General features: G+C 46.5%; 25 protein-coding genes and 1 pseudogene. 16 read left to right on the plus strand and 10 right to left on the minus strand.

The genetic code is table 11. From position 1 onward, the window contains the following. Positions 1 to 119 precede the first annotated feature (119 nt). Both ACJB0T_RS16925 and argA read right to left on the minus strand, forming a co-directional pair. Positions 120 to 305 (minus strand): hypothetical protein, encoded by a 186-nt coding sequence (locus ACJB0T_RS16925; protein ID WP_042496841.1) that lies wholly within the window; start codon positions 303 to 305, stop codon positions 120 to 122. A 203-nt stretch (positions 306 to 508) separates the two neighbouring features. Continuing rightward, entirely contained in the window at positions 509 to 1846 is a 1338-nt protein-coding gene (argA, locus tag ACJB0T_RS16930) for an amino-acid N-acetyltransferase (protein WP_112478276.1), read from the minus strand. A gap of 143 nt (positions 1847 to 1989) precedes the next feature. Between argA and ACJB0T_RS16935 the strand changes: the two genes are divergently transcribed. The 4 genes and pseudogenes from ACJB0T_RS16935 (at position 1990) to ACJB0T_RS16950 (ending at position 5072) form a co-directional block, all read left to right on the plus strand. Further along, the gene (locus ACJB0T_RS16935; protein WP_479291036.1) at positions 1990 to 2445 is read left to right on the plus strand and encodes a DUF2850 domain-containing protein; all 456 of its coding nucleotides are present in this window, start codon (positions 1990 to 1992) and stop codon (positions 2443 to 2445) included. A gap of 70 nt (positions 2446 to 2515) precedes the next feature. Then, a pseudogene (mltA, locus tag ACJB0T_RS16940) lies at positions 2516 to 3607 on the plus strand (murein transglycosylase A); the annotation flags it as partial. Positions 3608 to 3815: 208 nt separating this feature from the next. Beyond that, complete coding sequence (gene tcdA / locus ACJB0T_RS16945) at positions 3816 to 4631, plus strand: tRNA cyclic N6-threonylcarbamoyladenosine(37) synthase TcdA (RefSeq protein ID WP_479291034.1); 816 nt, start codon at positions 3816 to 3818, stop codon at positions 4629 to 4631. A gap of 9 nt (positions 4632 to 4640) precedes the next feature. Further along, positions 4641 to 5072: a SufE family protein gene (locus ACJB0T_RS16950; protein ID WP_479291032.1), complete on the plus strand. Its 432-nt coding sequence runs from the start codon at positions 4641 to 4643 to the stop codon at positions 5070 to 5072. 79 nt (positions 5073 to 5151) lie between these two features. Here the strand turns inward: ACJB0T_RS16950 and csdA are convergent, their stop codons facing one another. The 4 genes from csdA to ACJB0T_RS16970 all read right to left on the minus strand — a co-directional run bounded on the left by csdA (position 5152) and on the right by ACJB0T_RS16970 (position 8783). Further along, positions 5152 to 6351, minus strand: a complete 1200-nt coding sequence (gene csdA / locus ACJB0T_RS16955) for a cysteine desulfurase CsdA (RefSeq protein WP_479291030.1) — start codon at positions 6349 to 6351, stop codon at positions 5152 to 5154. Beyond that, positions 6344 to 6949 carry a DJ-1 family glyoxalase III gene (locus tag ACJB0T_RS16960; protein WP_479291028.1) on the minus strand — a complete coding sequence of 202 codons (606 nt, stop codon included), beginning with the start codon at positions 6947 to 6949 and terminating at the stop codon, positions 6344 to 6346. The genes csdA and ACJB0T_RS16960 overlap by 8 nt, the downstream gene beginning before the upstream one ends. Further along, positions 6942 to 7835: a 2-dehydropantoate 2-reductase gene (gene panE, locus ACJB0T_RS16965; RefSeq protein ID WP_479291027.1), complete on the minus strand. Its 894-nt coding sequence runs from the start codon at positions 7833 to 7835 to the stop codon at positions 6942 to 6944. The genes ACJB0T_RS16960 and panE overlap by 8 nt, the downstream gene beginning before the upstream one ends. A 123-nt stretch (positions 7836 to 7958) precedes the next feature. Continuing rightward, on the minus strand, positions 7959 to 8783 hold the full coding sequence (locus tag ACJB0T_RS16970; protein ID WP_479291025.1) for an outer membrane protein OmpK: 825 nt from the start codon (positions 8781 to 8783) through the stop codon (positions 7959 to 7961). A gap of 300 nt (positions 8784 to 9083) precedes the next feature. Between ACJB0T_RS16970 and ACJB0T_RS16975 the strand changes: the two genes are divergently transcribed. The 3 genes from ACJB0T_RS16975 (at position 9084) to ACJB0T_RS16985 (ending at position 11032) form a co-directional block, all read left to right on the plus strand. After that, entirely contained in the window at positions 9084 to 9680 is a 597-nt protein-coding gene (locus tag ACJB0T_RS16975) for an LON peptidase substrate-binding domain-containing protein (protein WP_479291023.1), read from the plus strand. A 91-nt stretch (positions 9681 to 9771) separates the two neighbouring features. Then, positions 9772 to 10350, plus strand: coding sequence for an RNA polymerase sigma factor (locus ACJB0T_RS16980; RefSeq protein ID WP_479291022.1), 579 nt, complete (start codon positions 9772 to 9774; stop codon positions 10348 to 10350). Position 10351: 1 nt separating this feature from the next. Further along, positions 10352 to 11032: a ChrR family anti-sigma-E factor gene (locus tag ACJB0T_RS16985; protein ID WP_479291021.1), complete on the plus strand. Its 681-nt coding sequence runs from the start codon at positions 10352 to 10354 to the stop codon at positions 11030 to 11032. A 57-nt stretch (positions 11033 to 11089) separates the two neighbouring features. Here ACJB0T_RS16985 and ACJB0T_RS16990 read toward each other — a convergent pair whose 3' ends face one another. The 4 genes from ACJB0T_RS16990 to ACJB0T_RS17005 all read right to left on the minus strand — a co-directional run bounded on the left by ACJB0T_RS16990 (position 11090) and on the right by ACJB0T_RS17005 (position 14922). After that, a complete protein-coding gene (locus tag ACJB0T_RS16990; RefSeq protein WP_479292305.1) occupies positions 11090 to 12466 on the minus strand; it encodes an AmpG family muropeptide MFS transporter in 1377 nt (458 codons plus the stop codon). Between the two features lie 93 nt (positions 12467 to 12559). Further along, positions 12560 to 13108, minus strand: coding sequence for a peptidylprolyl isomerase (locus ACJB0T_RS16995; protein WP_479291019.1), 549 nt, complete (start codon positions 13106 to 13108; stop codon positions 12560 to 12562). Continuing rightward, complete coding sequence (locus ACJB0T_RS17000; protein WP_479291017.1) at positions 13108 to 13677, minus strand: YajG family lipoprotein; 570 nt, start codon at positions 13675 to 13677, stop codon at positions 13108 to 13110. The genes ACJB0T_RS16995 and ACJB0T_RS17000 overlap by 1 nt, the downstream gene beginning before the upstream one ends. A gap of 108 nt (positions 13678 to 13785) precedes the next feature. Continuing rightward, on the minus strand, positions 13786 to 14922 hold the full coding sequence (locus ACJB0T_RS17005) for a methyltransferase (protein ID WP_479291015.1): 1137 nt from the start codon (positions 14920 to 14922) through the stop codon (positions 13786 to 13788). A 154-nt stretch (positions 14923 to 15076) separates the two neighbouring features. On the opposite strand from ACJB0T_RS17005, the gene bolA reads away from it, so the two are divergent. From bolA to nqrM, 9 genes are all read left to right on the plus strand, one after another. After that, positions 15077 to 15385, plus strand: coding sequence for a transcriptional regulator BolA (gene bolA, locus ACJB0T_RS17010; RefSeq protein WP_479291014.1), 309 nt, complete (start codon positions 15077 to 15079; stop codon positions 15383 to 15385). Positions 15386 to 15889: 504 nt separating this feature from the next. Continuing rightward, positions 15890 to 17230, plus strand: coding sequence for a Na(+)-translocating NADH-quinone reductase subunit A (locus ACJB0T_RS17015; protein ID WP_479291013.1), 1341 nt, complete (start codon positions 15890 to 15892; stop codon positions 17228 to 17230). A 3-nt stretch (positions 17231 to 17233) separates the two neighbouring features. Beyond that, positions 17234 to 18475 carry an NADH:ubiquinone reductase (Na(+)-transporting) subunit B gene (locus ACJB0T_RS17020; RefSeq protein ID WP_479291011.1) on the plus strand — a complete coding sequence of 414 codons (1242 nt, stop codon included), beginning with the start codon at positions 17234 to 17236 and terminating at the stop codon, positions 18473 to 18475. Beyond that, on the plus strand, positions 18465 to 19232 hold the full coding sequence (locus ACJB0T_RS17025) for a Na(+)-translocating NADH-quinone reductase subunit C (RefSeq protein ID WP_479291009.1): 768 nt from the start codon (positions 18465 to 18467) through the stop codon (positions 19230 to 19232). Before ACJB0T_RS17020 ends, ACJB0T_RS17025 begins: the two co-directional genes overlap by 11 nt. Next, complete coding sequence (locus ACJB0T_RS17030) at positions 19232 to 19864, plus strand: NADH:ubiquinone reductase (Na(+)-transporting) subunit D (RefSeq protein WP_479291007.1); 633 nt, start codon at positions 19232 to 19234, stop codon at positions 19862 to 19864. The genes ACJB0T_RS17025 and ACJB0T_RS17030 overlap by 1 nt, the downstream gene beginning before the upstream one ends. A 7-nt stretch (positions 19865 to 19871) precedes the next feature. Beyond that, positions 19872 to 20468, plus strand: a complete 597-nt coding sequence (gene nqrE / locus ACJB0T_RS17035; protein WP_479291005.1) for an NADH:ubiquinone reductase (Na(+)-transporting) subunit E — start codon at positions 19872 to 19874, stop codon at positions 20466 to 20468. Positions 20469 to 20485: 17 nt separating this feature from the next. Beyond that, on the plus strand, positions 20486 to 21709 hold the full coding sequence (nqrF, locus tag ACJB0T_RS17040) for an NADH:ubiquinone reductase (Na(+)-transporting) subunit F (protein ID WP_479291004.1): 1224 nt from the start codon (positions 20486 to 20488) through the stop codon (positions 21707 to 21709). 151 nt (positions 21710 to 21860) lie between these two features. Then, positions 21861 to 22886, plus strand: coding sequence for an FAD:protein FMN transferase (locus tag ACJB0T_RS17045; RefSeq protein WP_479291002.1), 1026 nt, complete (start codon positions 21861 to 21863; stop codon positions 22884 to 22886). A gap of 12 nt (positions 22887 to 22898) precedes the next feature. Beyond that, positions 22899 to 23132, plus strand: coding sequence for a (Na+)-NQR maturation NqrM (gene nqrM, locus ACJB0T_RS17050; RefSeq protein WP_042477741.1), 234 nt, complete (start codon positions 22899 to 22901; stop codon positions 23130 to 23132). Positions 23133 to 23203: the final 71 nt, after the last annotated feature.

Raw genomic sequence — 23203 nt, forward strand, 5'->3', positions numbered from 1 at the left:
TGCGATTGGTTCAATTAATAGTTTGGGGAAAGTAAATGCGTAGCTGAGGTGGAAAGTGAGTGAGAGAGAAACTCTACCGTCCTTGGCAGTACCTATTCTCTGGGGATAATTTGGCCGCGTTAGGCTGGATTAAAGACCTCAGAATAGGTGATTTGCTTGATCCGATACTGCTGCTGGTAAATCGCCATTAACGATCTGACTTTTTCGGATACAGGAAAAACACAGTGGACGTTGAGTCCTTCTAGGAAGTGGTTTTCCGCCATATCCCAGAAACTTTGAATCGAATTACAAATAACCGTTCGCATAGATGTCACTCTTGAATGTGGTGTTCACCTAGCATTCCTTGCACTGCCCGCCAGCACGCTGCTTTTTGGGAGTCCTGTCACATAAATAGTTGTGATTTGGGCGAATTTTAAACAGAAATTGACCTTTTGTAAAACGATTTGTGCTTATTCATGACGGCAATCGATTTCATAAATGTCAAGCCGTCATGAATCATTCAGTAAAACTACACCGAGACCGATAGGATCTTTGAGCGCCTTTGTAAATTGTAGAGGTCTTGTTTCGCCATCGGCAGCGATTCTACTCCTACTTCGAGAAAGCCTTGCTCTCTAAACCAGTGCAGGCTGTGTGTGGTGAGTACAAATATATGCTCAATCCCCATCATTTTTGATTGCTGCTTCATGTGATTCAGGAGCAGTACGCCGCGATTGCCATCGCGATAATCGGGATGGATCGCCACGCAGGCCATTTCGGCCATCTTTTCTTGCTGGTAAGGATAAAGTGCTGCGCAGCCAATCACCAAACCATCTTTCTCGATCAAGGTGAACTGATGGATCTCTTGCTCAAGCTGCTCTCTAGAGCGGCGAACCAAAATCCCTTTTTCTTCCAAAGGTCGAATCAGCTCAAAAATGCCGCCAATATCATCAATGTCAGCTTGTCTGACTTGTTCAGCGCTGGCCATGACGATTTGTGTACCGATACCATCAATAGAGAACAGTTCCTGAATCAGCGCGCCATCGATTTTATAGCTAATTAAGTGGCAACGTGGAATCCCTGCACGACAAGCTGATTGCGCGCCGCGTAAGAAACGCAGTGTACCGCTACTATGGCCTTCGTCAGCCAGTTCTTTGGCTTCAAGCTGTTCTATCAGTTGATTGACCTCAGATGGGAACAGCTCAGCGATGGCATTGCCATTTTCATCGAGCACCCCTTGCTCAGAGCAAAAACCAATTAACTTATCAGCATTTAATTTTATAGCAACTTGGGTCGCCACTTCTTCAGAGAGGAGATTGAAGGTCTCACCCGTTACCGAACCCGCCACAGGGCCGAGTAGAGCGATTGAACCTTGCTCAAGAACGCGATTGATACCTTGAATGTCAATGCGGCGCACACGACCACTGTGACAGTAGTCGATGCCATCATCAACACCAAGCGGTTGAGCAATGACAAAGTTACCGCTAATGACATTGAGCTGGTTGCCCGCCATTGGTGTGTTATTCAGGCTCATAGAGAGACGTGCAGTGATATCTAGTTGCAGACGCCCCGTCGCCTGCATCACATAATCTAAGCACTTTTCTGTCGTGACTCGAATGCCCTTGTGATAGGGACAGTGACAATCATTGTGTTCTAGAAGTTGGTTTATTTGCGGCCTTGCGCCATGCACCAGCACTAACTTGACGCCTAAGCTATGTAGCAACGCGATGTCACTCACAATATTGGTGAAGTTTTTGTCGGTGAATGCTTCTCCACCCAGCATGATGACCATGGTTTTGTTGCGGTGAGCATTAACATACGGAGTGGACTGCCGAAATCCTTTTACTAGGGCGGTACTACGGATCTTCACAATGATTACTCGTGGTTTATTTATGTTGAAATAATGACTTTTTATTCAAAAATGCGCAAGGAAAATTTAGCTGATAGCGATGGATTGACTTGCCCCTTTATAAATCAAGTGACACACTGCTGTGGAATAGGAGAGGGCGCACTATGAGTGAAGGCAAAGAGAGTGGTATTGTCAGTAGCGTGGATGTCACGCTAACGCCTCGCAGTACGATAAGACCCAATAAATGGATAGAGCGAGCATTGATTTTGCTGGCGCTAGTGGGGACGGCCTCCGTTGTTGGTTTGTACAACGATTTATATGGACGTTTTCAAGAGCACGTCAATCCCAAGGCGGCAGTATATGGGTTGTGGATGGAGAAAGATGTTGCCCCTTATGCTAGAGCGTCGTTTGAGCTTGGGAATAACAAAGTGGTGATCGATAATCGCGTAGTAACGACGTCGTTTGAGTTATCGGCTAAAGAGCTCTGGTTTACTGTTGGGGTGACCGAGTATCGTTATCAATTTCTTAACAGCAACAAGACTGAGATACGACAGCTTTCACCAACGCATTACAACCCCACGTTTGTTTTGTCAGGAAAACACAAAAAAGACCTGAGATAACCATCGGTTTTATTGCGCTTTTTTATAGAGTTTGCCATCCTCAATGCACAAACCATAAGGGATGACTAACTTGATCAAACGTATTTTGCCTCTTGCTTCTGTTTTATTGGTGTTTGGCTGCGCGCAGAGCGATCGCGCTCAGCAGAAACACGACGGTGAGTTCACTAGCCTACTCAATAAAACAGAGCAAATTGAATCCAACAAACCTCGCAACTTTCACACATTTGCTGCCCAAGCGAATGAGGTGGTCACTGCCTCGCCATCCATGGCGAAAACCTACCAGCCTTTATACGAACAGCTAGAAACATGGGCTGTACAAAGTGGTGACCCGAAACAGTTGGCAAATTACGGTGTTCAAGCGGCACAGCTTGGCGGTGGTGATAACAAAGGCAATGTACTTTTCACAGGTTATTTCTCACCTGTGATGGAGCTTCGTCACAAGCCAGATGAGAAGTTCCGCTATCCGGTGTACGCGATGCCAGACTGTCAGCAAGAGTGTCCAACTCGCGCAGAAATCTATGGCGGCGCACTCAACGGCCAGGGACTTGAACTCGGCTATGCCGAAAACCTCATCGACCCATTTATTATGGAAGTGCAAGGCAGTGGCTTCGTTCACTTTGAAGATGACGACACCTTAGAATACTTTGCCTACGCAGGGAAAAACAACAAAGCGTACGTGAGTATTGGTCGCGTGTTGATTGAACGCGGTGAAGTGCCAAAAGAGAAAATGTCACTTAAAGCGATCAAAGATTGGGTGATGGCACAAGATGAGAAAACGGTTCAGGCACTCCTTGAGGAAAATCCATCGTTTGTATTCTTCCAGCCTCAAAATGCAGCGCCAGTAAGAGGTACTGCAGGTATTCCGCTATTACCGATGGCATCGGTTGCGGGCGATCGCTCGGCATTCCCAATGGGGACTCCGATACTGGCGGAAGTGCCACTGCTTAACGCTGATGGTACTTGGAGTGGTGCACATGAGTTAAGACTGCTAATCGTGCTCGATACTGGTGGCGCAGTGAAGGGTAACCACTTCGATCTCTATCATGGTATGGGCGAGTTTGCCGGCACTCAAGCTGGTCATTACAAGCATTTTGGCCGCGTGTGGAAATTGGGTTTAGAAAACTCGACAACGGCAGACCCATGGTTGATGCCAGGAGAAAAGACCACTCCAGCAAACCCGCCTGAAGCGTCGGCTAAGTCTTCTACCTCTTCGCAAGACAAGCCTGATACCGAAACGGATACCGAAGCGGATAGCAAAAGCAAATAGGCCATTGCAATTAGCGGCTGCTTCGCCGACAGAGTTGACCTTTTTAGTAAGAGTGCGTATAAATCGCACTCTTCTTTTTTACTTGGACAATGCAAGGTAACCCATGCGCGAATTGAACCAGCCAGCCTCTGACAGCTACAACCAACGTTTTGGTGGCACACGCCGACTTTATGGTCATAGTGAGGTCGACATTTTACGTGCGGCGCACGTGTGTGTAGTCGGTATTGGTGGCGTAGGATCGTGGGCGGTAGAAGCGCTAGCGAGAACCGGTGTGGGTGAATTGACGCTCATTGATATGGATGACGTTTGTGTGACTAACATTAACCGTCAAATCCATGCGATGTCAGGTACCGTTGGTCAAAGTAAAATCGAAGTGATGGCAGAGCGCGTTAAGCTGATTAACCCAGAGTGCAAAGTGAATCTGATAGATGACTTTATTACTCCAGACAACGTAGCCGAGTACATCAGCAAAGAGTTTGATTACGTGCTTGATGCCATTGATAGCATCAAGCCGAAAGCGGCGTTGCTAGCCTATTGTCGTAGTAATAAGATTAAAGTTATCACGACCGGTGGCGCAGGTGGTCAGGTTGACCCAACCCAAATTATGGTGGCGGATTTGACCAAAACGATTCAAGATCCGCTCGCTAAAAAGCTGAAAGATACTTTGCGCCGTCATCACAACTTCACTAAGAATCCTGCTCGTAAGTTTGGTATTGATTGTGTGTTTTCTACCGAGCAGCTCAAATACCCTCAGGCTGACGGCAGCGTGTGTGGTGTGAAATCTACCGCAGAAGGACCTAAGCGAATGGACTGCGCCAGCGGTTTTGGTGCAGCAACGGTGGTCACGGCGACATTTGGCTTTGTCGCGGTATCGCGCATCGTTGAAAAAATTCTGCAAAAGTACGCAGCAAAGTCATAGGCAGTCGAGATGAGTAATAGCAATCCATTTGGCAGTAAAATCCAAGCGCAGCAAATTGTCGACATCATGACTCAGTTGAAAGGCTGGGAAGATCGCTACCGGCAAGTCATTCAGTGGGGCAAGAAATTACCGGTCATGGATGAGGCTGATAAACAAGAACAAGTGCTGGTGGCGGGCTGTGAAAGCTCAGTGTGGCTAGTACTTGAACAGGTTGATGAGTCTTGGGTTATTAAAGCGGATTCTGATGCACGTATCGTTCGCGGTTTGATTGCGATTGTGTTGGCTGCCTTCAATGGCAAAACCTCACAACAAATCGCTGAGTTCGATCTTGAAGGCTATTTCGAGCAGTTAAATCTCATTAATCATCTTAGCCCTTCACGCGGCAATGGCCTTAAGGCTATCGTCAATACGATTCGCGAACAGGCGCAGCGCTCGCTTTAACCGCGTTTAGAAGCACTATCGAATGCAGTGATTTTAAAAAGGCCATTGGCGGGCGTTTCTACCAATGGCCTTTTTGCGTTTAAAGCATATCGACGGCTTTTTCTACCGATGCGATAAAGCGGTCAACATCTTGCTCAGAATTGTAGATCGCGAATGAGGCTCGCACGGTACCTTTCACGCCCAGTGCGTCCATAAGCGGATGAGCGCAGTGGTGTCCTGCTCGTACGGCGACATTTTGCTGATCGAGTAGCGTGGCCAAATCTTGATGATGCACGCCATCCATAACAAAGGTGATGACGCTAGCACCAGGCTGATAGCCGATGATTTGAATATCATCGAGTTGGCTAAGAGCGTCGTAAGCGCGTTTTTGTAGTGCGCAGATGTGCTTTTCAAGATCGGTATGGCTATATTGGCCAAGCCATTCAATAGAGCAGGCAAGCGCTAGAGCACCAGCAACATTAGGTGTACCCGCTTCAAACTTACCCGGTAGCTCACTAAATGTAGTGCCTTCAAAGGAAACCTTCTCGACCATTTTTCCGCCACCATGCCATGGTGGCATTGCTTCGAGCAGAGCGAGTTTCCCATACAGTACGCCAATACCTGCTGGTGCATAGAGTTTATGTCCCGAAAAAACGTAGAAATCGGCATCGAGCGTTTGAACGTCTGTCGGCTGATGTACCACGCCTTGCGCGCCATCGACTACAACGACAGCTTGGCTATTGGCGCGAGTGATAGCAATGATCTCGTTGAGCGGTAGCACGGTTCCTGTCACGTTGGTGACTTGAGCTACGGCTACGATTTTGGTGCGGCTGTTGACTAATTCTCGGAATGCATCGAGATTAAACTGACAACCTTCACCCATTGGTACCTTGAGCACTTTAGCACCGGTTTGCTGTGCGACAATTTGCCATGGAACGATGTTGGCGTGGTGCTCCATTTCAGAGACTAAGATCTCATCTCCCGGCTGCAATTGATTACGGGCATAAGTTTGCGCGATAAGGTTAAGCGCTTCCGTTGCTCCGCGCGTCCAAATGATCTCTTTCTCGCTGCTAGCATTAATAAAGCGCGCTACCGTTTCACGTGCTGCTTCAAATCTTGATGTTGCCAGCGCAGTTAATGAATGTGTGCCGCGATGGACATTCGCGTTTTGGTTGCGATAGTAGTCGGTAATACAATCGATCACTGCTTGCGGTTTCTGTGTTGTCGCCGCGCTATCGAGATAAACGGTCTCGCCATCCATCGCTGGAAACTGGTCGCGGATTGCCTGTAAATCAGTCATCGTATTTGCCCATCTTGTGGTAGTGCAATGTTGGGTTGGTGACCATTGGCTCGGCGACTTCCCAAGCTTTTTCTTTACCACAAAGGGCAATGATGATCTCGACTGCAAACTCAAGGGCAGTACCCGGGCCTTGGCTGGTGATCAGGTTGTGATTGATGTCCATCGTTACTCGCTTGTCACGCCAACGGCTCTCTGGGATATGAGATTTAAAACTTGGGTGGCAGGTCATTAACGCATCTGGATAAAGCTTATGATGCTGAAGCACAAGAGCAGGGGCGGCGCAAATGGCTGCCATGAGTTTGCCATCGTATTTGTGTTGGCGAACTATCTCGACCAATAGCGTGCTGTCACGAAATACTTCCGAGCCGCCGACACCGCCAGGTAGCGCAATAACATCAAACTCGTCGTCTGCAACGTCAACCAATTTACAATCGGCTGTTAATGTCACTCCGCGGGAGGCCTTCATTGTCAATGCGCCATCGAAGTCGGCGCTAGCCACCGTGACCTCGAACCCCGCCCTCACCATAGTATCTATGATGGTGATAGCTTCCATTTCTTCCGTGCCAGGGGCAATAGGGACAAGTACCTTTTTAGTCATGCTGGCTCCAGCTTGCTTCTATCTGTTTGATGTGTTGAAAAAGGGTGGCATTTTGAGGGACTGCCAGTTGGTTCTGTTGGGCAATGTCCAACAAGTAGCCAGTGATAAAATCGATTTCACTCTGCCTTTTATTATAAATGTCTTGATGCATTGAAGAGTAGTTTTCTGCAGTAGCTTGCGCGACGGTGAATACCGTTTGTAAAAGCGCTTCGTCATCAAGTCCGATACCTTGAGTTTGCGCACACATTACTGCTTCGCTGACAATTGCGCTAAGTTGCGAACGATATTCAGGGCGGGTTAATTGGCCATTTTGGCAATCAAGGGTAGCCGTAAGTGGGTTGATCGCACAATTGATGACAAGCTTAGTCCAAAGCGCAGTTTGAATGCTATCGTGCCATTTGGCCGGAGTGATGGCATGGTCGAGTACGTCAGCGACAAACTGACATTGTTGTCCTAGAGCATTCCACGCGCCAATAAGGGTCTGACCTTGGCCTGTATGGCGAATCTGGTTGCCCGTTACTCTTAGTGCGCCGTGTGTTGTGGTGCCGAGCAGAACCGGCCTATTGTGCAATTGATTTTGCAGTCTTTCCACCGTTCCCATGCCATTGTGCAAAAACAGAATGATCGCATCTTGATGCAGCATTTCTAATATTGGGCTCAGTGCTGTTTCCACTTGCCATGCTTTGAGAGTGACAATCAGCAGATCGCAATGCTGCAGTTTCTGAGTGTCTTGGTTGGCAAAAGTGAGGGGGGGCAGTGAATCTACTGAAAGCTCAATGCTGTTCGAGGGCGCGCGTCCCCACAAAGAAACCGAATGCCCGGCTTGGTTGAGCCGATATGCATACAAAGAGCCGATGGCGCCGGGGCCTAGAATGGTGATATTCACAATAGTTACAAGGTGATGAGTGAAGATCGAAGGATAACAAAGATATGGTTAATGGTCGAAAATAACCTTAGAGTTGTAGGCACAAAAAATGGCGCCGAAGCGCCATTTTTCTAACTTCAGCAATTAGAAGTCGTATTGTACACGGTAGATAGCAAAGTCATTCCAACCTTTGATACCTAGCTTGTTGTACGTATAACGGTATGTGATACCCGTTTTCACGTTTTTCACTGGGTGCCAGAATAGGCTTAGGCCACCGTTTACACCTTCTTTACCGCCTTGAGACTGAGCGTAACGACCGTTGCGAGCAAATTCGATTTCATTCCAGTTAACAGTCGAGAACTGTTGACCTGCAACGTTGAAGTTGTATGCGGCAGTCCAACCAGCCATGTAACCATTCCAGCCTGAAACGTTTTCAGTTGGTTGGCTACAAGCTGTTGAGCCAGGAATTGCATCCGGGCCTGTATCAGGCACTTGGTTGCCATTACAGATAGTGCCAGTAGTACTAACGTGGTGAACACCAATCCAAGGCTTGAAGAAACCGTTGTCAGAAACAAGGTCAGTGTAACCAAAACCAACTACACGGTTGTGCTCTGCGAAGCCGCCTGAACCAGTGTCGTATACTTGACCGTACAAAGAAGCACCAGTATCACCAAGATAAACGTGAGCAGTACCTTTAAGAGACGCACCGTGTTTTTCACCGTCGCCTTTGTTGAAGTTTTCGTAGTCGTAGAAACCGTAGATCTCACCCCAAGTGAAGCCTGCACCACCTTCAATACCTAGTACTGCTTTGTTACGAGAACTGTTCGCATCGCCGTTGTTTGATGTGAACTCGTGATCCCATTTTTGGTAATCAAGATAAACGCCACCAAAACCGTATAGATATTCTGCAGATGCTGGCACTGCAGCAACTGCTGCAACAACGCCAAGAGCTAAAAGTGATTTACGCATAGTGTGAAAACTCTTCAAGTTGTACTGTTAATTGGCCGCTGTCCGTGCGAACTCATCCGATGGGTGGGCATGATAGCGATTTATATCCCAAAGTAAATGTGCAACTCCGCAAACGTTTACTAAAGTTTGTGAGGTTTATCACAATTTAAGGATAATCAAGGGAACTTCTATAGAGTGTACACAAATCGATCAATCTTTTGTGTCTGGAAGTCAACATTCTACTGCAATTGTTAACAAGGTGATGTTGATCGTATTTCAATTGCGGGCGTAAACACTGATGTAGTAACAAAGGGAACAATCATGTCACAGATTATGCTTTTTCCACTGCGCTCAGTGGTTTTGCCTGAAGGAAAAATGAGGCTAAGGATATTTGAGCCTCGCTACAAAAGAATGGTCACCGAATGCCTCAGGAACGAAACTGGGTTCGGCGTCTGTCTTATTAGTGACGATGCTAGTGTGGCTCCGAAAAATGTGTCGAAAATCGGAACTTTTGTCAGTATTGTCGATTTTGAAACCCTCGACGACGGAATGCTTGGAATAACGGTTTCTGGTATTAAAAAATTCCGCATTTCTGATATTGGCGCAGACGATGACGGTTTGCGGTCCGCATCCGTAGAATGGGTCGAAGGGTGGGCGACAGAGGAGCTTAACGATGAGAACCAGTTCTTAGGCGAGCGTTTGCAAGACGTCTACAAGAAGTTTCCTCAAATCGGTGAACTCTACCTTCATCGCTTCTTCGATGATGCGTCATGGGTCAGTCAGCGCTGGCTCGAAGTGCTACCTTTAGAATGTCACCATTTTGAACATTTGGTCACGCAGCCCGATTGTAGGTCGGCTGTAGATTTCCTAACTCAGGCCTTCAATTCAGGCGATATCCAAGAGGAAACGCGACACTGAACGCAATTAACAGTGATCTCGCAACAACGAGTTGTCGTAAGATGAAATGGTTAGGCAGCAATGTTGCGATATCAACTTTAGGGACATAGACATGATAGTAGAAAGTCCGGAAGCGCTCACCAAGCAAGAGTGGGCAGAATGTATGGAAAGGGTAAAACAGCGCGATAAAAAGGCGTTTGCGACTGTATTCAGCTACTTTTCACCGCGTCTCAAACAGTTCACTTACAAGCATATGGGCAATGAGCAAGTTGCGGTCGAAATGGTCCAAGAAGCTATGGCGACGGTCTGGCAGAAAGCACATTTGTTTGATGGTAGCAAAAGTTCCCTGTCAACTTGGATCTACACCATTGCTAGAAACCTTTGCTTCGATATGCTGCGTAAGCAAAAGGGCAAAGAGTTGCATGTTCATGCTGACGATATTTGGCCTACCGATTACTGCCCACCTGATTTCGTGGAGCACTATTCGCCAGAAACCGACAGACTAAAAGAACAAATTTTGAAGTTTCTTGAGGATTTACCAAAGGCGCAAAGGGAAGTAGTTAGGGCCGTCTATTTAGAAGAGTTACCACATCAACAAGTAGCAGACATGTTTGACATCCCGTTGGGGACTGTCAAGTCCCGTCTCAGACTCGCTGTAGAAAAATTAAGACATTCAATGGAGGCGGAGTAGTATGAGTTACCACCCAGATGTACAGATATTGAAGCGCTTCGCGACCGGGGAGATCGATTCAGCACATGGTGCTGCCGTCGCAACGCATTTAGAGACATGCTCTCACTGCCGTCAATTGGTGGCTAAGTTTGAGGAAGAGGCTGCCGATGATTTGGTTGCTTTCGGTACTGAGGGCGCCTTATCGGATAATGACCTAGCGTTAGTGTTCAACAACATGATGAACGACATCATGGAACTCGATGCCGACTACAGCAAGCCAAAGGCCCGAACAGCAGCCAAGATAGAGGTGAATGGGAAATCGTTTAAGGTACCTGCTCCGCTCAGTCCTTTCGTCGACCAAATGGGCGAATGGAAGAGCTACGGTGGCAAAGTGTTCACGTCGAATATCGCTCTAGACGAAGATTGTAAGGTGAGCTTGCTCTACATTACTGAAGGTGTTCAGGTGCCACAGCATACTCATAAAGGATATGAATCTACACTGGTACTGCACGGCAGTTTTAGCGATGAGAATGGTGAGTACCACGAGGGCGACTTCATAAGAGAAGATGGTGAAACCAAGCACGCACCACAGACAGCAGCAAACCAAGATTGTTTGTGTTTGTCGATATTGACCGAGCCGATGATTTTCACTCAGGGCGTGGCTAGGGTCTTCAACCGCTTCGGAAAAGGTATGTATCCTTAACAAGTACTGAACTGAAAGGCTCGCTGGTTAGCGAGCCTTTTTTCGTTTTGGCGAATACTATTGTTGAGCTGAGTTTTCTTGCTTTTTGGATATGGTAGCCTCATCTCTGTGCTTTGCTTTCTCAAGTAGGTCAGTAAAGTAATGACGCAATGAGTAGAGCATGATCAGGCTCGGGATCACCATGAGCGACGTGATGATAAAGAATAAGCTCCAATCGTTAAGTGCATCTACCATCTCACCACTGAAAGAGGCTAATGTTGTCCGGCCAAAGTTACCTAGCGATGCCAAAAGCGCATACTGCGTTGCGGAGAATGCTTGTCCTGTGAGTACTGTCAGGAAGGAGACAAACGCAACCGTTGAGAAGGCTGTCGTGAAGTTGTCGACAATGATGGTTGCCAAGAACAGTGTCTCGCTTGGGCCGACTTTGGCAATCCAAGCGAACATCAAGTTGCTGGCACTCATTGCAATGCCACCAATCATCAATCCTTTCACGATACCAAAGCGTACATTAACCATACTGCCTAGTAACGTAAAGACGATGGTTGCACCCCAGCCAATAAGCTTGGAGTAGTAGCCAATTTGCTCATTACTAAAACCAATTTCCTTATAGAAGGTGATCGACATGCGCCCTAGGAAGGCCTCACCAATCTTAAATAGGAATACAAATAGTAATAAGGTCACTGCGACCTGTACCCCATTGCGACGGAAGAAGTCTAAAAATGGCTCGACGACCGTCACTGAAATCCAGCTAGTAAAGCGGTTGCCTACTAATTTGTTGTGACGTGCTTCAGCTTGCGCTTGTAGTGCTTCGCGATCGGTTTTAGGCTCGCTAACGAAAAGAGTAAACAGCATAAGGATAACGACGATCCCTGCCATGCCATAATAGACGCCGTTCCAACCCATAGAGTCTGCATTGATAAACGCTAAGTAGCCCGGCAAAGAGTAACCCGTCCACCAACCGATCACGGCCATCGCCGACGCTTGCGGGAGCTTGTTAGACTCCGATTTCGGGAAGGTATCGATACGGTAAGCATCAATCGCGATGTCTTGTGTCGCAGATGATATGGCAATACAGAGTGCCAGCATGGACGTAAACATCAAGTTGTTCGCTGGGTTTACCCCTGCAATAAACAGTGTCCCGATCAAAATAAAGCTCTGGCAAAGGAAGATCCAGCTTCGACGTTGGCCTAAAGTACTGTGCAGAAGGGGAAGTTTTACCCTATCGACTAAGGGAGCCCATAGAAAGTTAATGGCATAAACAGCGAACACAGACCCAAAGTAGCCGATCGCCGCGCGGGTCAGACCTGCATCTTTTAGCCAGCCAGACATGTTCGAGCCAATTAAAACCCAGGGAAAGCCACTTGAGCATCCCATCATAAAGACCCAAAGTAGCCTTTTATCCCAGTAACTTTTGACTGTATCAAGCCAAGTCATTTTTTGTTCCACAGGTGTGCTCCTTGCGAGTGCAGCGAAAGGGAGTGAAATTGCGCAACGAGCAAAACGAGAGGCTAGCCTCTCTTTTTGTTGTTATTCGCTGATTTTTTCTATTTTAGTAATAACGATGGGTTCGAGTGGTACGTCACTCATCCCACGGGTGCTGCGAGTTGGTTTTTGTCCCATTTTTTTGACCACATCGAAGCCTTCGACAACCTTACCGAAAACCGCGTACCCAGGGTTGGTGACGCTGTAGTTAAGGAAGTCATTATCGACGAAGTTAATAAAAAACTGGCGTGTCGCTGAATCAGGATCACGAGTACGCGCCATTGCAATGGTTGCAGCATCGTTGTCTAAGCCATTCGAGGCTTCATTTTTGATTGGCGAATAAGTGGGTAGACGCTTGAAGTCCTTTCCAAATCCACCACCTTGCGCCATAAAGCCTGGGATGACACGGTGGAACTGACTGTTTACATAACTACCGTCATCGACATACTTGAGAAAGTTCTCAACACTGACAGGGGCTTTTTCTTGGTTAAGTTCAACCACAAAGCGACCTAAGTTGGTATCCACAGCAACTTTAGGACCTGCGAATACGCTAGTTGCAACAAGCGCAAGGGTAGCAATAGCTGTTTTTAGCATTAGAAACGCTCCTTCATGTAGTCTTGTAGCTCTTTGTCGTTAGCGATTTCTTTAAGTACCAAGTTAACTGTGTCGTTCAGTACGGTTTCGATATCGTCGTTAGATGCGCTCATAAGGCCTGAGCGTTTTGCCGTACCCGTGTAAGTTTTTACCAGCTTACCTTTTGCATTCTCAGCCGTAAGTTCGAGCACAACGTTTGCTGTCATGTCATTTTCCATCACGGTATGTTTAACCGAAACCAATGCCTCCTGCACTTCAATTTGAAGCGCATTTTCGCTGTTTACCGTAACTTGGTAGCCTTGTGATGAAAATTGATTCACTAGCGCATTTTCAATGCCAATACGAAGGTTTTGACGAGTATGTACCGGCGTAATGTTCGAGCGGCCATTGTCGAGTAGTGCAACGTATTGAGCCGTTCGCACGTCTTTACTAGAGAGTGACATCGATTTGTTTTCGACAACTTTAGCGGCACTAGTTGTCGCTTTAGGCGCAAAATTGATTTGTTCTTGTTGAGGGCTTGCACAAGCAGCAAGCAATACGACTGAAGCCGCTAAAACGAGCTTTTTCATTAATGATTCCTTTTCACACTCTAAAACTATTGAAGCCAAGCGATGGCTGGCATCATAGCGAATTCTTATTTTTATGCACGTTGCCTAAGGGCAACTATGACTCAATCTTTACTTAGTTGCCTGTAAAATAACAAATTTGGCATTAGAAGCGACAAGCTTCACATTGTGCTTGCCAAAGAGACGTGCCAGTTTTTTATCGTAGCCTAGGTGGCGATTGCCGATAACCATTAATTCGCCTTTAGGGCGAAGAACATGCTTTGCATCACAGAACATTTGCCAAGCGATGTGATCGGTGACGGCTTGCTGTTGATGGAAGGGTGGATTGCAGACCACTCGATCTTGTGAGGCCGCTTCAAAGCCATCCAAGCAATTGTTCGTAATGAACTTGCACTGAGCGTCGTCTAACTGATTAAGTTCAAAGTTATGTTTTGCTGAGGCTGATGCCATAAAGCTCTCATCGACCGCGATAATGCGAGCGGCGGGGAAAAGCTGCTTGAGCTTTATCGATAACACGCCATTGCCACAGCCAAGGTCGACGACATCTTTATTGTCCGCGTCGAGTTTGGAAAGATGCTCTAGCATAAAGCGAGCGCCCAAATCCAAGCTTTCGCCTGAGTAAACATTGGGTAAATTCGCCAGCGTTAGGTCATGCCCTTCAACCCGCCAAGTCGTATGCGCATCCACAGCAGGTCTCTGTGAAGCACTCGATAGCTCAGTAAACACTAGACGGTGTTTTTTCCACGCCAGCGAGGTTGTGGTGGAACCTGCAAACTTCTCAAACAGTTTCAGTGTTGAGGTGTGGATCTCTTTCGCTTTATTAACCGCAATTAGTTGGCAGCGGCCTGCGTACTTTTGAGCAAGTTGGTCTAACTGCCAAGTTAAGTAGCGATTATTGCGTGGGATTTGCATCAGCACGAGGTCGATGTCGCTTGGCCATGCGTCCGTAGAATTGAGAAGGGTCACTCCACTGAGCTGGTTTGTCGACAAGTTATTTTTTATACCTTGCTGAGAAACAAAAGAGTCCGTGACGGTAGTCACCTTATGTTCTTCACTAAACCAACAGCTTAGTGCTCCAAAGTTATCGTTGAGGATCAGAATGTTCGATGACTTGGGCAAAGCGAGCTCTTCAACATGTTGAATCAGATACTCGTCTCCCGCATCCCATGCTTGGAGCTGCTCATTGGCAAGTTTAGGGTAGCGAAAAAGCGAGTAGCTGCGCTCAAGTAGGTTCAGTTCAGTTTTCATAATTTCTTGAATTGGTGACAATGGTTGTATTTTGACAAAATCCCCTCAACTAAGCCAAGCAGAATGTGATTTAAGGGAAGATTATTGATTAAGTAAAGTATATACTTTACCGACTATATAAAAATAAATGTCGGTTTTAGCCCAAGGAAGTAAGATGATTCAACAATCTATCGAGCAAAAGCTCCATCAAGCTTTCCATCCAACACATCTCGATGTTCGCAATGAAAGTCATATGCATAATGTCCCGCCAGGCTCAGAAAGTCACTTTAAGGTCATTATTGTCAGTGAAGATTTTTCTAGCGAGCGTCTTATTACTCGGCATCGTAAGGTTAATACTGTACTTGCTGAAGAGCTCGCAGGTTCGGTGCATGCCTTAGCGATCCACACCTACACTCCCGAAGAGTGGAACGAAGAGAACCAACTTGCCCCTGCTAGCCCAAATTGTGCTGGTGGCGGTAAGTAACGGTAAACCTGTTATGGGTGCGGTACCAACAACACAGTTTAGCAACAAGGTAAGGGTTTACTGATAATTACCGTCAATTTATCTGCATAAAGCCACGGCTGCACTTACCCCTTTAGGGGTAAGTTATTAACAGTATATCAACATATAATGTTATGTGATTTTGATGATGGTGAATGTTTCAGATTGTGAACAAGCCAATCGCTTATTTTCAAAAGCATTAATAACAGTTTGTGCGTTTGGTCAAAGTTACACATATTCGCAACCCCATATGTGGCAAAAGTTTCGAAATAAAGAGGCTATAGCTGGGATTCATCATGGCATCCCCTTTGTAAAAGATGCTAAACTACCGCACCAGGAAAATCTCGCAGCGATTCTATGACGAGATTGTTAAAGTGATGTTGCTGCTTTGGCCTGTAAAAAGTCAAAGCCAGACACTCAATGTCGTGTCTAAATGTTACGCAAATTAAAAGAATCTTTTTCCCGATAAAAGTAGTGCAAGTGCGTATGATTACAATAAAGAAGGGTTTGGATCTTCCTATCGCAGGAACTCCATCCCAGGTGATTAATGATGGTAAGTCCATCACTAAAGTCGCCTTGCTTGGCGAAGAGTACGTGGGTATGCGTCCAACGATGCATGTTCGCGTGGGTGATGAAGTGAAAAAAGGCCAGGTTGTTTTTGAAGACAAAAAGAACCCAGGCGTTAAATTTACTTCTCCAGCAAGCGGTAAGGTTATTGAAGTTAACCGTGGCGCGAAGCGTGTCCTACAATCTGTTGTGATTGAAGTGGCAGGCGACGAGCAAGTTACTTTCGATAGCTACACAGCTGACCAACTAGCAGGCCTTGATCGCGACGTGATCAAATCTCAACTGGTTGAGTCTGGTATGTGGACTGCGTTGCGTACTCGTCCGTTCAGCAAGGTTCCGGCGATCGATTCAACAACTCAAGCGATATTCGTGACTGCTATGGATACTAATCCTCTAGCAGCAGAGCCTGAATTGATCATCAACGAGCAAAAAGAAGCGTTTGTTGCAGGTCTAGATCTTCTATCTAAACTGACAGACGGTAAAGTCTACGTCTGTAAAACAGGCACTAGCCTTCCTCGCTCAACTCAATCTAATGTCGAAGAGCATGTCTTCAATGGTCCGCACCCTGCGGGTCTAGTAGGCACTCACATGCATTTCCTATATCCAGTTGGCGTTAACAACGTTGCTTGGAGTATCAATTATCAAGATGTGATTGCATTCGGTAAGCTGTTCACTACAGGTGAGCTGTTCACGGATCGCGTTGTTTCTTTGGCTGGCCCTGTTGTGAATAACCCTCGCTTGGTTAGAACACAGCTTGGTGCAAGTCTGGAAGATGTGACAGATAACGAGTTGATGCCTGGTGAAGTTCGAATCATTTCTGGTTCTGTTCTTTCTGGTACACATGCTACTGGTCCACACGCCTACCTAGGTCGTTACCACCAGCAAGTTTCTGTACTTCGTGAAGGTCGTGACAAAGAGCTGTTTGGCTGGGCGATGCCTGGTAAGAACAAGTTCTCAATCACTAAATCATTCCTTGGTCACCTATTCAAAGGTCAGTTGTTTAACATGACAACCACAACCAATGGTAGTGATCGTGCAATGGTTCCAATCGGCAACTACGAAAAAGTACTGCCACTTGATATGGAGCCAACGTTATTACTTCGTGATCTTTGTGCTGGCGATTTAGACAGTGCACAGCGTCTTGGCGCACTTGAGCTAGACGAAGAAGATTTAGCGTTATGTACCTTTGTTTGTCCAGGTAAGTACGAATACGGTCAACTCCTACGTGAGTGCCTAGACAAGATTGAGAAGGAAGGGTAATCCATGCTTAAGAAATTCATCGAGGATATCGAGCATCATTTCGAGCCAGGTGGCAAACATGAAAAATGGTTTGCACTGTATGAAGCAGCGGCAACGCTTTTCTACACGCCAGGTCTTGTAACGAAGCGTAGCTCGCATGTCCGTGATAGCGTTGACCTAAAACGCATCATGATCATGGTTTGGTTCGCAGTATTCCCAGCAATGTTCTGGGGCATGTACAACGCAGGTAACCAAGCTGTTATGGCACTTAACCATCTTTACACTGGCGCAGAGCTTGCGGGTGTTATCGATGGCAATTGGCACTACTGGCTAACTCAAGGTCTTGGCGGCACGCTAGGCACCGATGCGGGTTGGGGCAGTAAGATGATTCTAGGTGCAACCTACTTCCTACCTATCTACGCGACAGTCTTCATTGTTGGTGGTTTCTGGGAAGTGTTGTTCTGTATGGTGCGTAAGCACGAAGTCAACGAAGGTTTCTTTGTAACTTCTATTCTTTTCGCTTTGATCGTTCCGCCAACACTTCCACTTTGGCAAGCAGCACTAGGTATTACCTTCGGTGTTGTTGTTGCAAAAGAAATCTTTGGTGGTACAGGTCGTAACTTCCTTAACCCTGCGCTTGCGGGTCGTGCTTTCCTATTCTTCGCTTACCCAGCGCAAATCTCGGGTGACGTAGTTTGGGTTGCAGCTGACGGCTTCTCTGGTGCAACAGCACTGAGCCAATGGGCACAAGGTGGTGAAGGCGCGCTAATCAACAACATCACTGGCCAAACAATCACTTGGATGGACGCGTTCATCGGTAACATCCCAGGTTCGATTGGTGAAGTATCGACGCTAGCACTAATGATTGGTGCAGCAATGATCGTCTACATGGGCATTGCGTCATGGCGCATTATTGCTGGTGTAATGATTGGTATGGTTGCAGTAGCAACTCTGTTCAATGTTGTTGGTTCTGACACAAATGCACTGTTTGCTATGCCTTGGCACTGGCACCTAGTACTAGGTGGTTTTGCGTTTGGTATGTTCTTCATGGCAACAGACCCAGTATCTGCATCGTTTACTAACAATGGTAAATGGGTATACGGTATTTTGATTGGCGCTATGTGTGTCATGATCCGTGTTGTTAACCCGGCTTACCCTGAAGGTATGATGCTAGCAATTCTATTTGCTAACCTGTTCGCACCTCTATTCGACCACTTCGTGATCGAGAAGAACATCAAACGGAGAGAAGCTCGCTATGGCAAGTAATAACGATAGCATTAAAAAGACTCTGTTTGTTGTTATCGCGTTGAGCTTAGTGTGCTCAATCGTTGTATCGACCGCAGCAGTCTTTCTAAAAGATAAGCAGGTTGCTAACGCCAAGCTCGACAAGCAGTCAAAAATTGTCGACGTTGCAGGCATCACTGCTGAAGGTTCAGTTGCTGACCTTTACCATGAATATATCGAGCCTCGCTTGGTTGACTTCACAACAGGTCAGTTTGTTGAAGGTGACGCGGAAGCGTATGACCAACGCCGCGCAGCTAAAGATCCTGCTAAGTCTGTTCGCCTAACTGCGGATGAAGACAAAGCTAAGATCCTACGCCGTGCCAATATCGGCACTGTATATCTTGTTAAGCAAGGTGGCGAAGTCACTAGCGTGATTCTGCCTGTACACGGTAATGGTCTTTGGTCAATGATGTACGCGTTCGTAGCTGTTCAAACGGATGGTAACACGGTTAACGGCATCACTTACTACGAGCAGGGTGAAACTCCTGGACTTGGTGGTGAAGTTGAGAATCCAACTTGGCGTTCACAATTTGTTGGTAAAAAACTGTTCGATGAGAACTTGAAACCAGCAATTAAGATCGTTAAAGGCGGTGCTCCTGAAGGTTCTGAGCACGGTGTTGATGGCCTATCTGGTGCAACACTAACGGCGAACGGCGTTCAAGGTACTTTCGACTTCTGGTTGGGTGATATGGGCTTTGGTCCTTTCCTAGCAAACGTTCGTGACGGAGGTCTAAACTGATGTCTGACGCTAAAGAAATGAAGAAGAGCTTGCTCGCACCGGTGTTGGATAACAACCCGATCGCGCTACAGGTTCTGGGTGTTTGTTCTGCATTGGCAGTAACCACCAAACTAGAAACAGCATTTGTTATGACGGTCGCAGTAATTTTTGTAACTGCTCTGTCGAACCTATTTGTTTCTCTTATCCGTAACCACATGCCTAACAGTGTACGTATCATCGTACAGATGGCGATCATCGCATCATTGGTAATCGTGGTAGACCAAGTTTTGAAAGCGTATTTATACGATATTTCAAAACAGCTTTCGGTATTCGTTAGCTTGATCATCACGAACTGTATCGTAATGGGTCGTGCTGAAGCATACGCAATGAAATCTGCGCCACTACCGTCATTTATCGATGGTATTGGTAATGGTCTAGGTTATGGTTTCGTACTACTAACGGTAGCGTTTTTCCGTGAACTTCTTGGTTCAGGTAAGCTATTTGGTATGGAAGTTCTACCACTAGTGAGCAACGGTGGTTGGTATCAGCCAAACGGTATGATGCTTCTAGCGCCTTCAGCGTTCTTCCTGATCGGCTTTATGATTTGGGCAATTCGTATCTTTAAGCCTGCACAAATAGAAGCGAAGGAGTAAGGTAGTCATGGAACATTATATTAGTCTACTTGTTAAGTCGATTTTCATTGAAAACTTGGCGCTATCTTTCTTCTTAGGTATGTGTACATTCCTTGCGGTATCTAAGAAAGTTAAGACCTCTTTTGGTCTGGGTGTAGCAGTTATCGTTGTTCTTACCGTTGCGGTACCTGTGAACAACCTGCTGTATAACCTAGTGCTAAGAGAGAATGCGTTGGTTGCCGGTATCGACCTTAGCTTCTTGAACTTTATTACCTTCATTGGTGTAATCGCAGCGCTAGTTCAGATCCTAGAGATGGTACTAGATCGCTTCTTCCCGCCTTTGTACAACGCACTGGGTATCTTCCTACCGCTAATCACGGTTAACTGTGCGATCTTTGGTGGTGTATCATTCATGGTACAGCGTGATTACAACTTTGCAGAATCTGTCGTGTACGGCTTTGGTTCTGGTGTGGGTTGGATGCTAGCTATCGTTGCGCTAGCAGGTATCCGTGAGAAGATGAAGTACTCTGACGTTCCTCCTGGTCTTCGTGGTCTTGGTATCACGTTCATCACGGTAGGTCTGATGGCACTAGGCTTCATGTCATTCTCTGGTGTTCAACTGTAAGGTATAAGGAATAGTCAATGGACATTATTCTTGGTGTAGTGATGTTTACGCTGATTGTTCTAGCCCTAGTTTTGGTGATTTTGTTCGCCAAATCTAAGCTAGTACCAACAGGCGACATCACGATCTCTGTAAACGAAAACCCTGATCTCGCGATCACCACACAACCAGGTGGCAAACTGTTGAATGCACTAGCAGGCGCTGGCGTATTCGTATCATCTGCTTGTGGTGGCGGTGGCTCTTGTGGTCAGTGTCGCGTAAAAGTGAAATCTGGCGGTGGTGACATTCTACCAACCGAGCTTGACCATATCTCTAAAGGTGAAGCGCGTGAAGGTGAGCGTCTAGCGTGTCAGGTAGCAATGAAGACTGACATGGACATCGAGCTTCCAGAAGAGATCTTCGGCGTTAAGAAGTGGGAATGTTCTGTTATCTCTAACGATAACAAAGCGACATTCATCAAAGAGCTTAAGCTTCAAATCCCAGATGGCGAATCAGTACCTTTCCGTGCTGGTGGTTACATCCAGATTGAAGCGCCTGCTCACCACGTTAAATACTCTGACTTCGACGTACCAGAAGAGTACCGTGAAGATTGGGACAAGTTTAACCTGTTCCGCTACGAGTCTGTAGTTAACGAAGAGTGCATCCGTGCATACTCAATGGCTAACTACCCAGAAGAAGAAGGCATTATTATGCTGAACGTGCGTATCGCTACGCCACCGCCTAATAATCCTGATGTACCACCTGGTATCATGTCTTCGTTCATCTGGTCACTGAAAGAAGGTGACAAGTGTACGATCTCTGGTCCATTTGGTGAGTTCTTCGCGAAAGATACTGACAACGAGATGGTCTTCATCGGTGGTGGTGCTGGTATGGCACCAATGCGTTCGCACATCTTTGACCAGCTTAAGCGTCTGAACTCTAAGCGTAAGATGTCATTCTGGTATGGTGCACGTTCACGTCGTGAAATGTTCTATGTGGAAGACTTCGACGGCCTACAAGCTGAAAATGATAACTTCCAATGGCACGTTGCTCTGTCTGACCCAATGCCAGAAGATAACTGGGATGGTTACACAGGCTTCATCCACAACGTCATCTATGAGAACTACCTCAAAGATCACGAAGCGCCAGAAGATTGTGAATACTACATGTGTGGTCCACCAATGATGAACGCGGCTGTCATCGGCATGCTGAAAGATCTTGGTGTAGAAGATGAAAACATCCTTCTAGATGACTTCGGTGGTTAATCTTCCTTGAAGTAATAAACATGGCTGGCTCATGTGAGCTGGCCATTTGTTTTTAGAAGTTGAGCAAAATAAAGAGTGCTTTCTTTTGCAAGTACATCAATCAAGATGCTGTAAATGTGAGCATTTTTAAATTCATTAGGTGAGTAAAGGCATGTTTCATCTAACCAAACAATTAAAACTCGTGTTAGCAACGTTGCTAGCCTCGGTACTGTTGACCGCTTGCGGTAACGATCGCGAACAGGTGCATTTGAGTGGCCCGACCATGGGCACGATTTATAATGTGAAATACATTGCGACCGATAGCAGCCCAAAACCAGAAACGATCCAAGCAGAGCTTAATCGTCTACTGGAGCAAGTTAACGATCAAATGTCGACGTATCGTCAAGATTCAGAGCTAAGTCGCTTTAATCGTTTCTATGGCACTGAGGCATTTCCAGTCTCAAAGCAAACAGCAATTGTGGTGAAAGAAGCGATTCGTCTTAGCGAGGTAACACAAGGCGCACTTGATGTCACTGTCGGTCCTTTGGTTAACCTCTGGGGCTTTGGCCCTGAGGCTCGTCCAGAAGTTGTGCCTACAGCAAAGCAGCTTGCGGAACGTAAAGCCCAAACAGGCATAAAACACTTGTCTGCAACAGACACGACACTTAAGAAAGACCTGCATGGTTTGTATGTGGATTTATCGACTATCGCAAAAGGGTGGGGTGTCGATGTATTGGCTGGGTATCTGAACCAAATTGGGGTTCAAGATTACATGGTCGAAGTGGGTGGCGAGATGCGTTTGAAAGGCCTGAATCGCGAAGGTGTGAAATGGCGTATCGCGATTGAAAAGCCAGCAACGGATGAGCGTAGAGTTCAGGAAATCATTGAGCCGGGCGACATGGCTATTGCAACCTCGGGCGATTACCGTAACTACTTCGAACAAGATGGCGTTCGCTACTCGCACATCATTGACCCAAAGACGGGTAAGCCGATCAACAATAAAGTCGTTTCTGTTACTGTTCTCGACAAGTCTTCGATGACAGCAGACGGTTTGGCGACGGGTTTGATGGTTCTAGGTCAAGACAAAGCGCTTGAAGTTGCCGAGAAAAATAGCATTCCAGCGTTTATTATTGTAAAAACAGAAGATGGGTTTGATGAAATCGCGTCTAGCGCATTCAAGCCTTACCTCAACAAGTAACGGGTGACAACTATGAGTACATTTCTAATTACTTTCGGCATTTTTCTTGCGGTGATTGTTGCCATGTCCGTTGGTTACATCTTCCAAAAGAAAGTGGTAAAAGGCAGCTGTGGTGGTCTTGGTGCGCTAAGCATTGATAAAGTTTGTAACTGCCCTGAGCCATGTGATGCACGTAAAAAGCGTGAAGCACGTGAGCAAGCTCGTGCAGAGAAGCTGGCTGCTTGGGAAAAAGATCGCATTGCCTAATCGATACGTGAATCGATAAATGCGCATGAAAGACCAGAGCAACGCTCTGGTCTTTTTGGTTGGTTCTCACT

Source organism: Vibrio sp. CB1-5, from assembly GCF_059412285.1.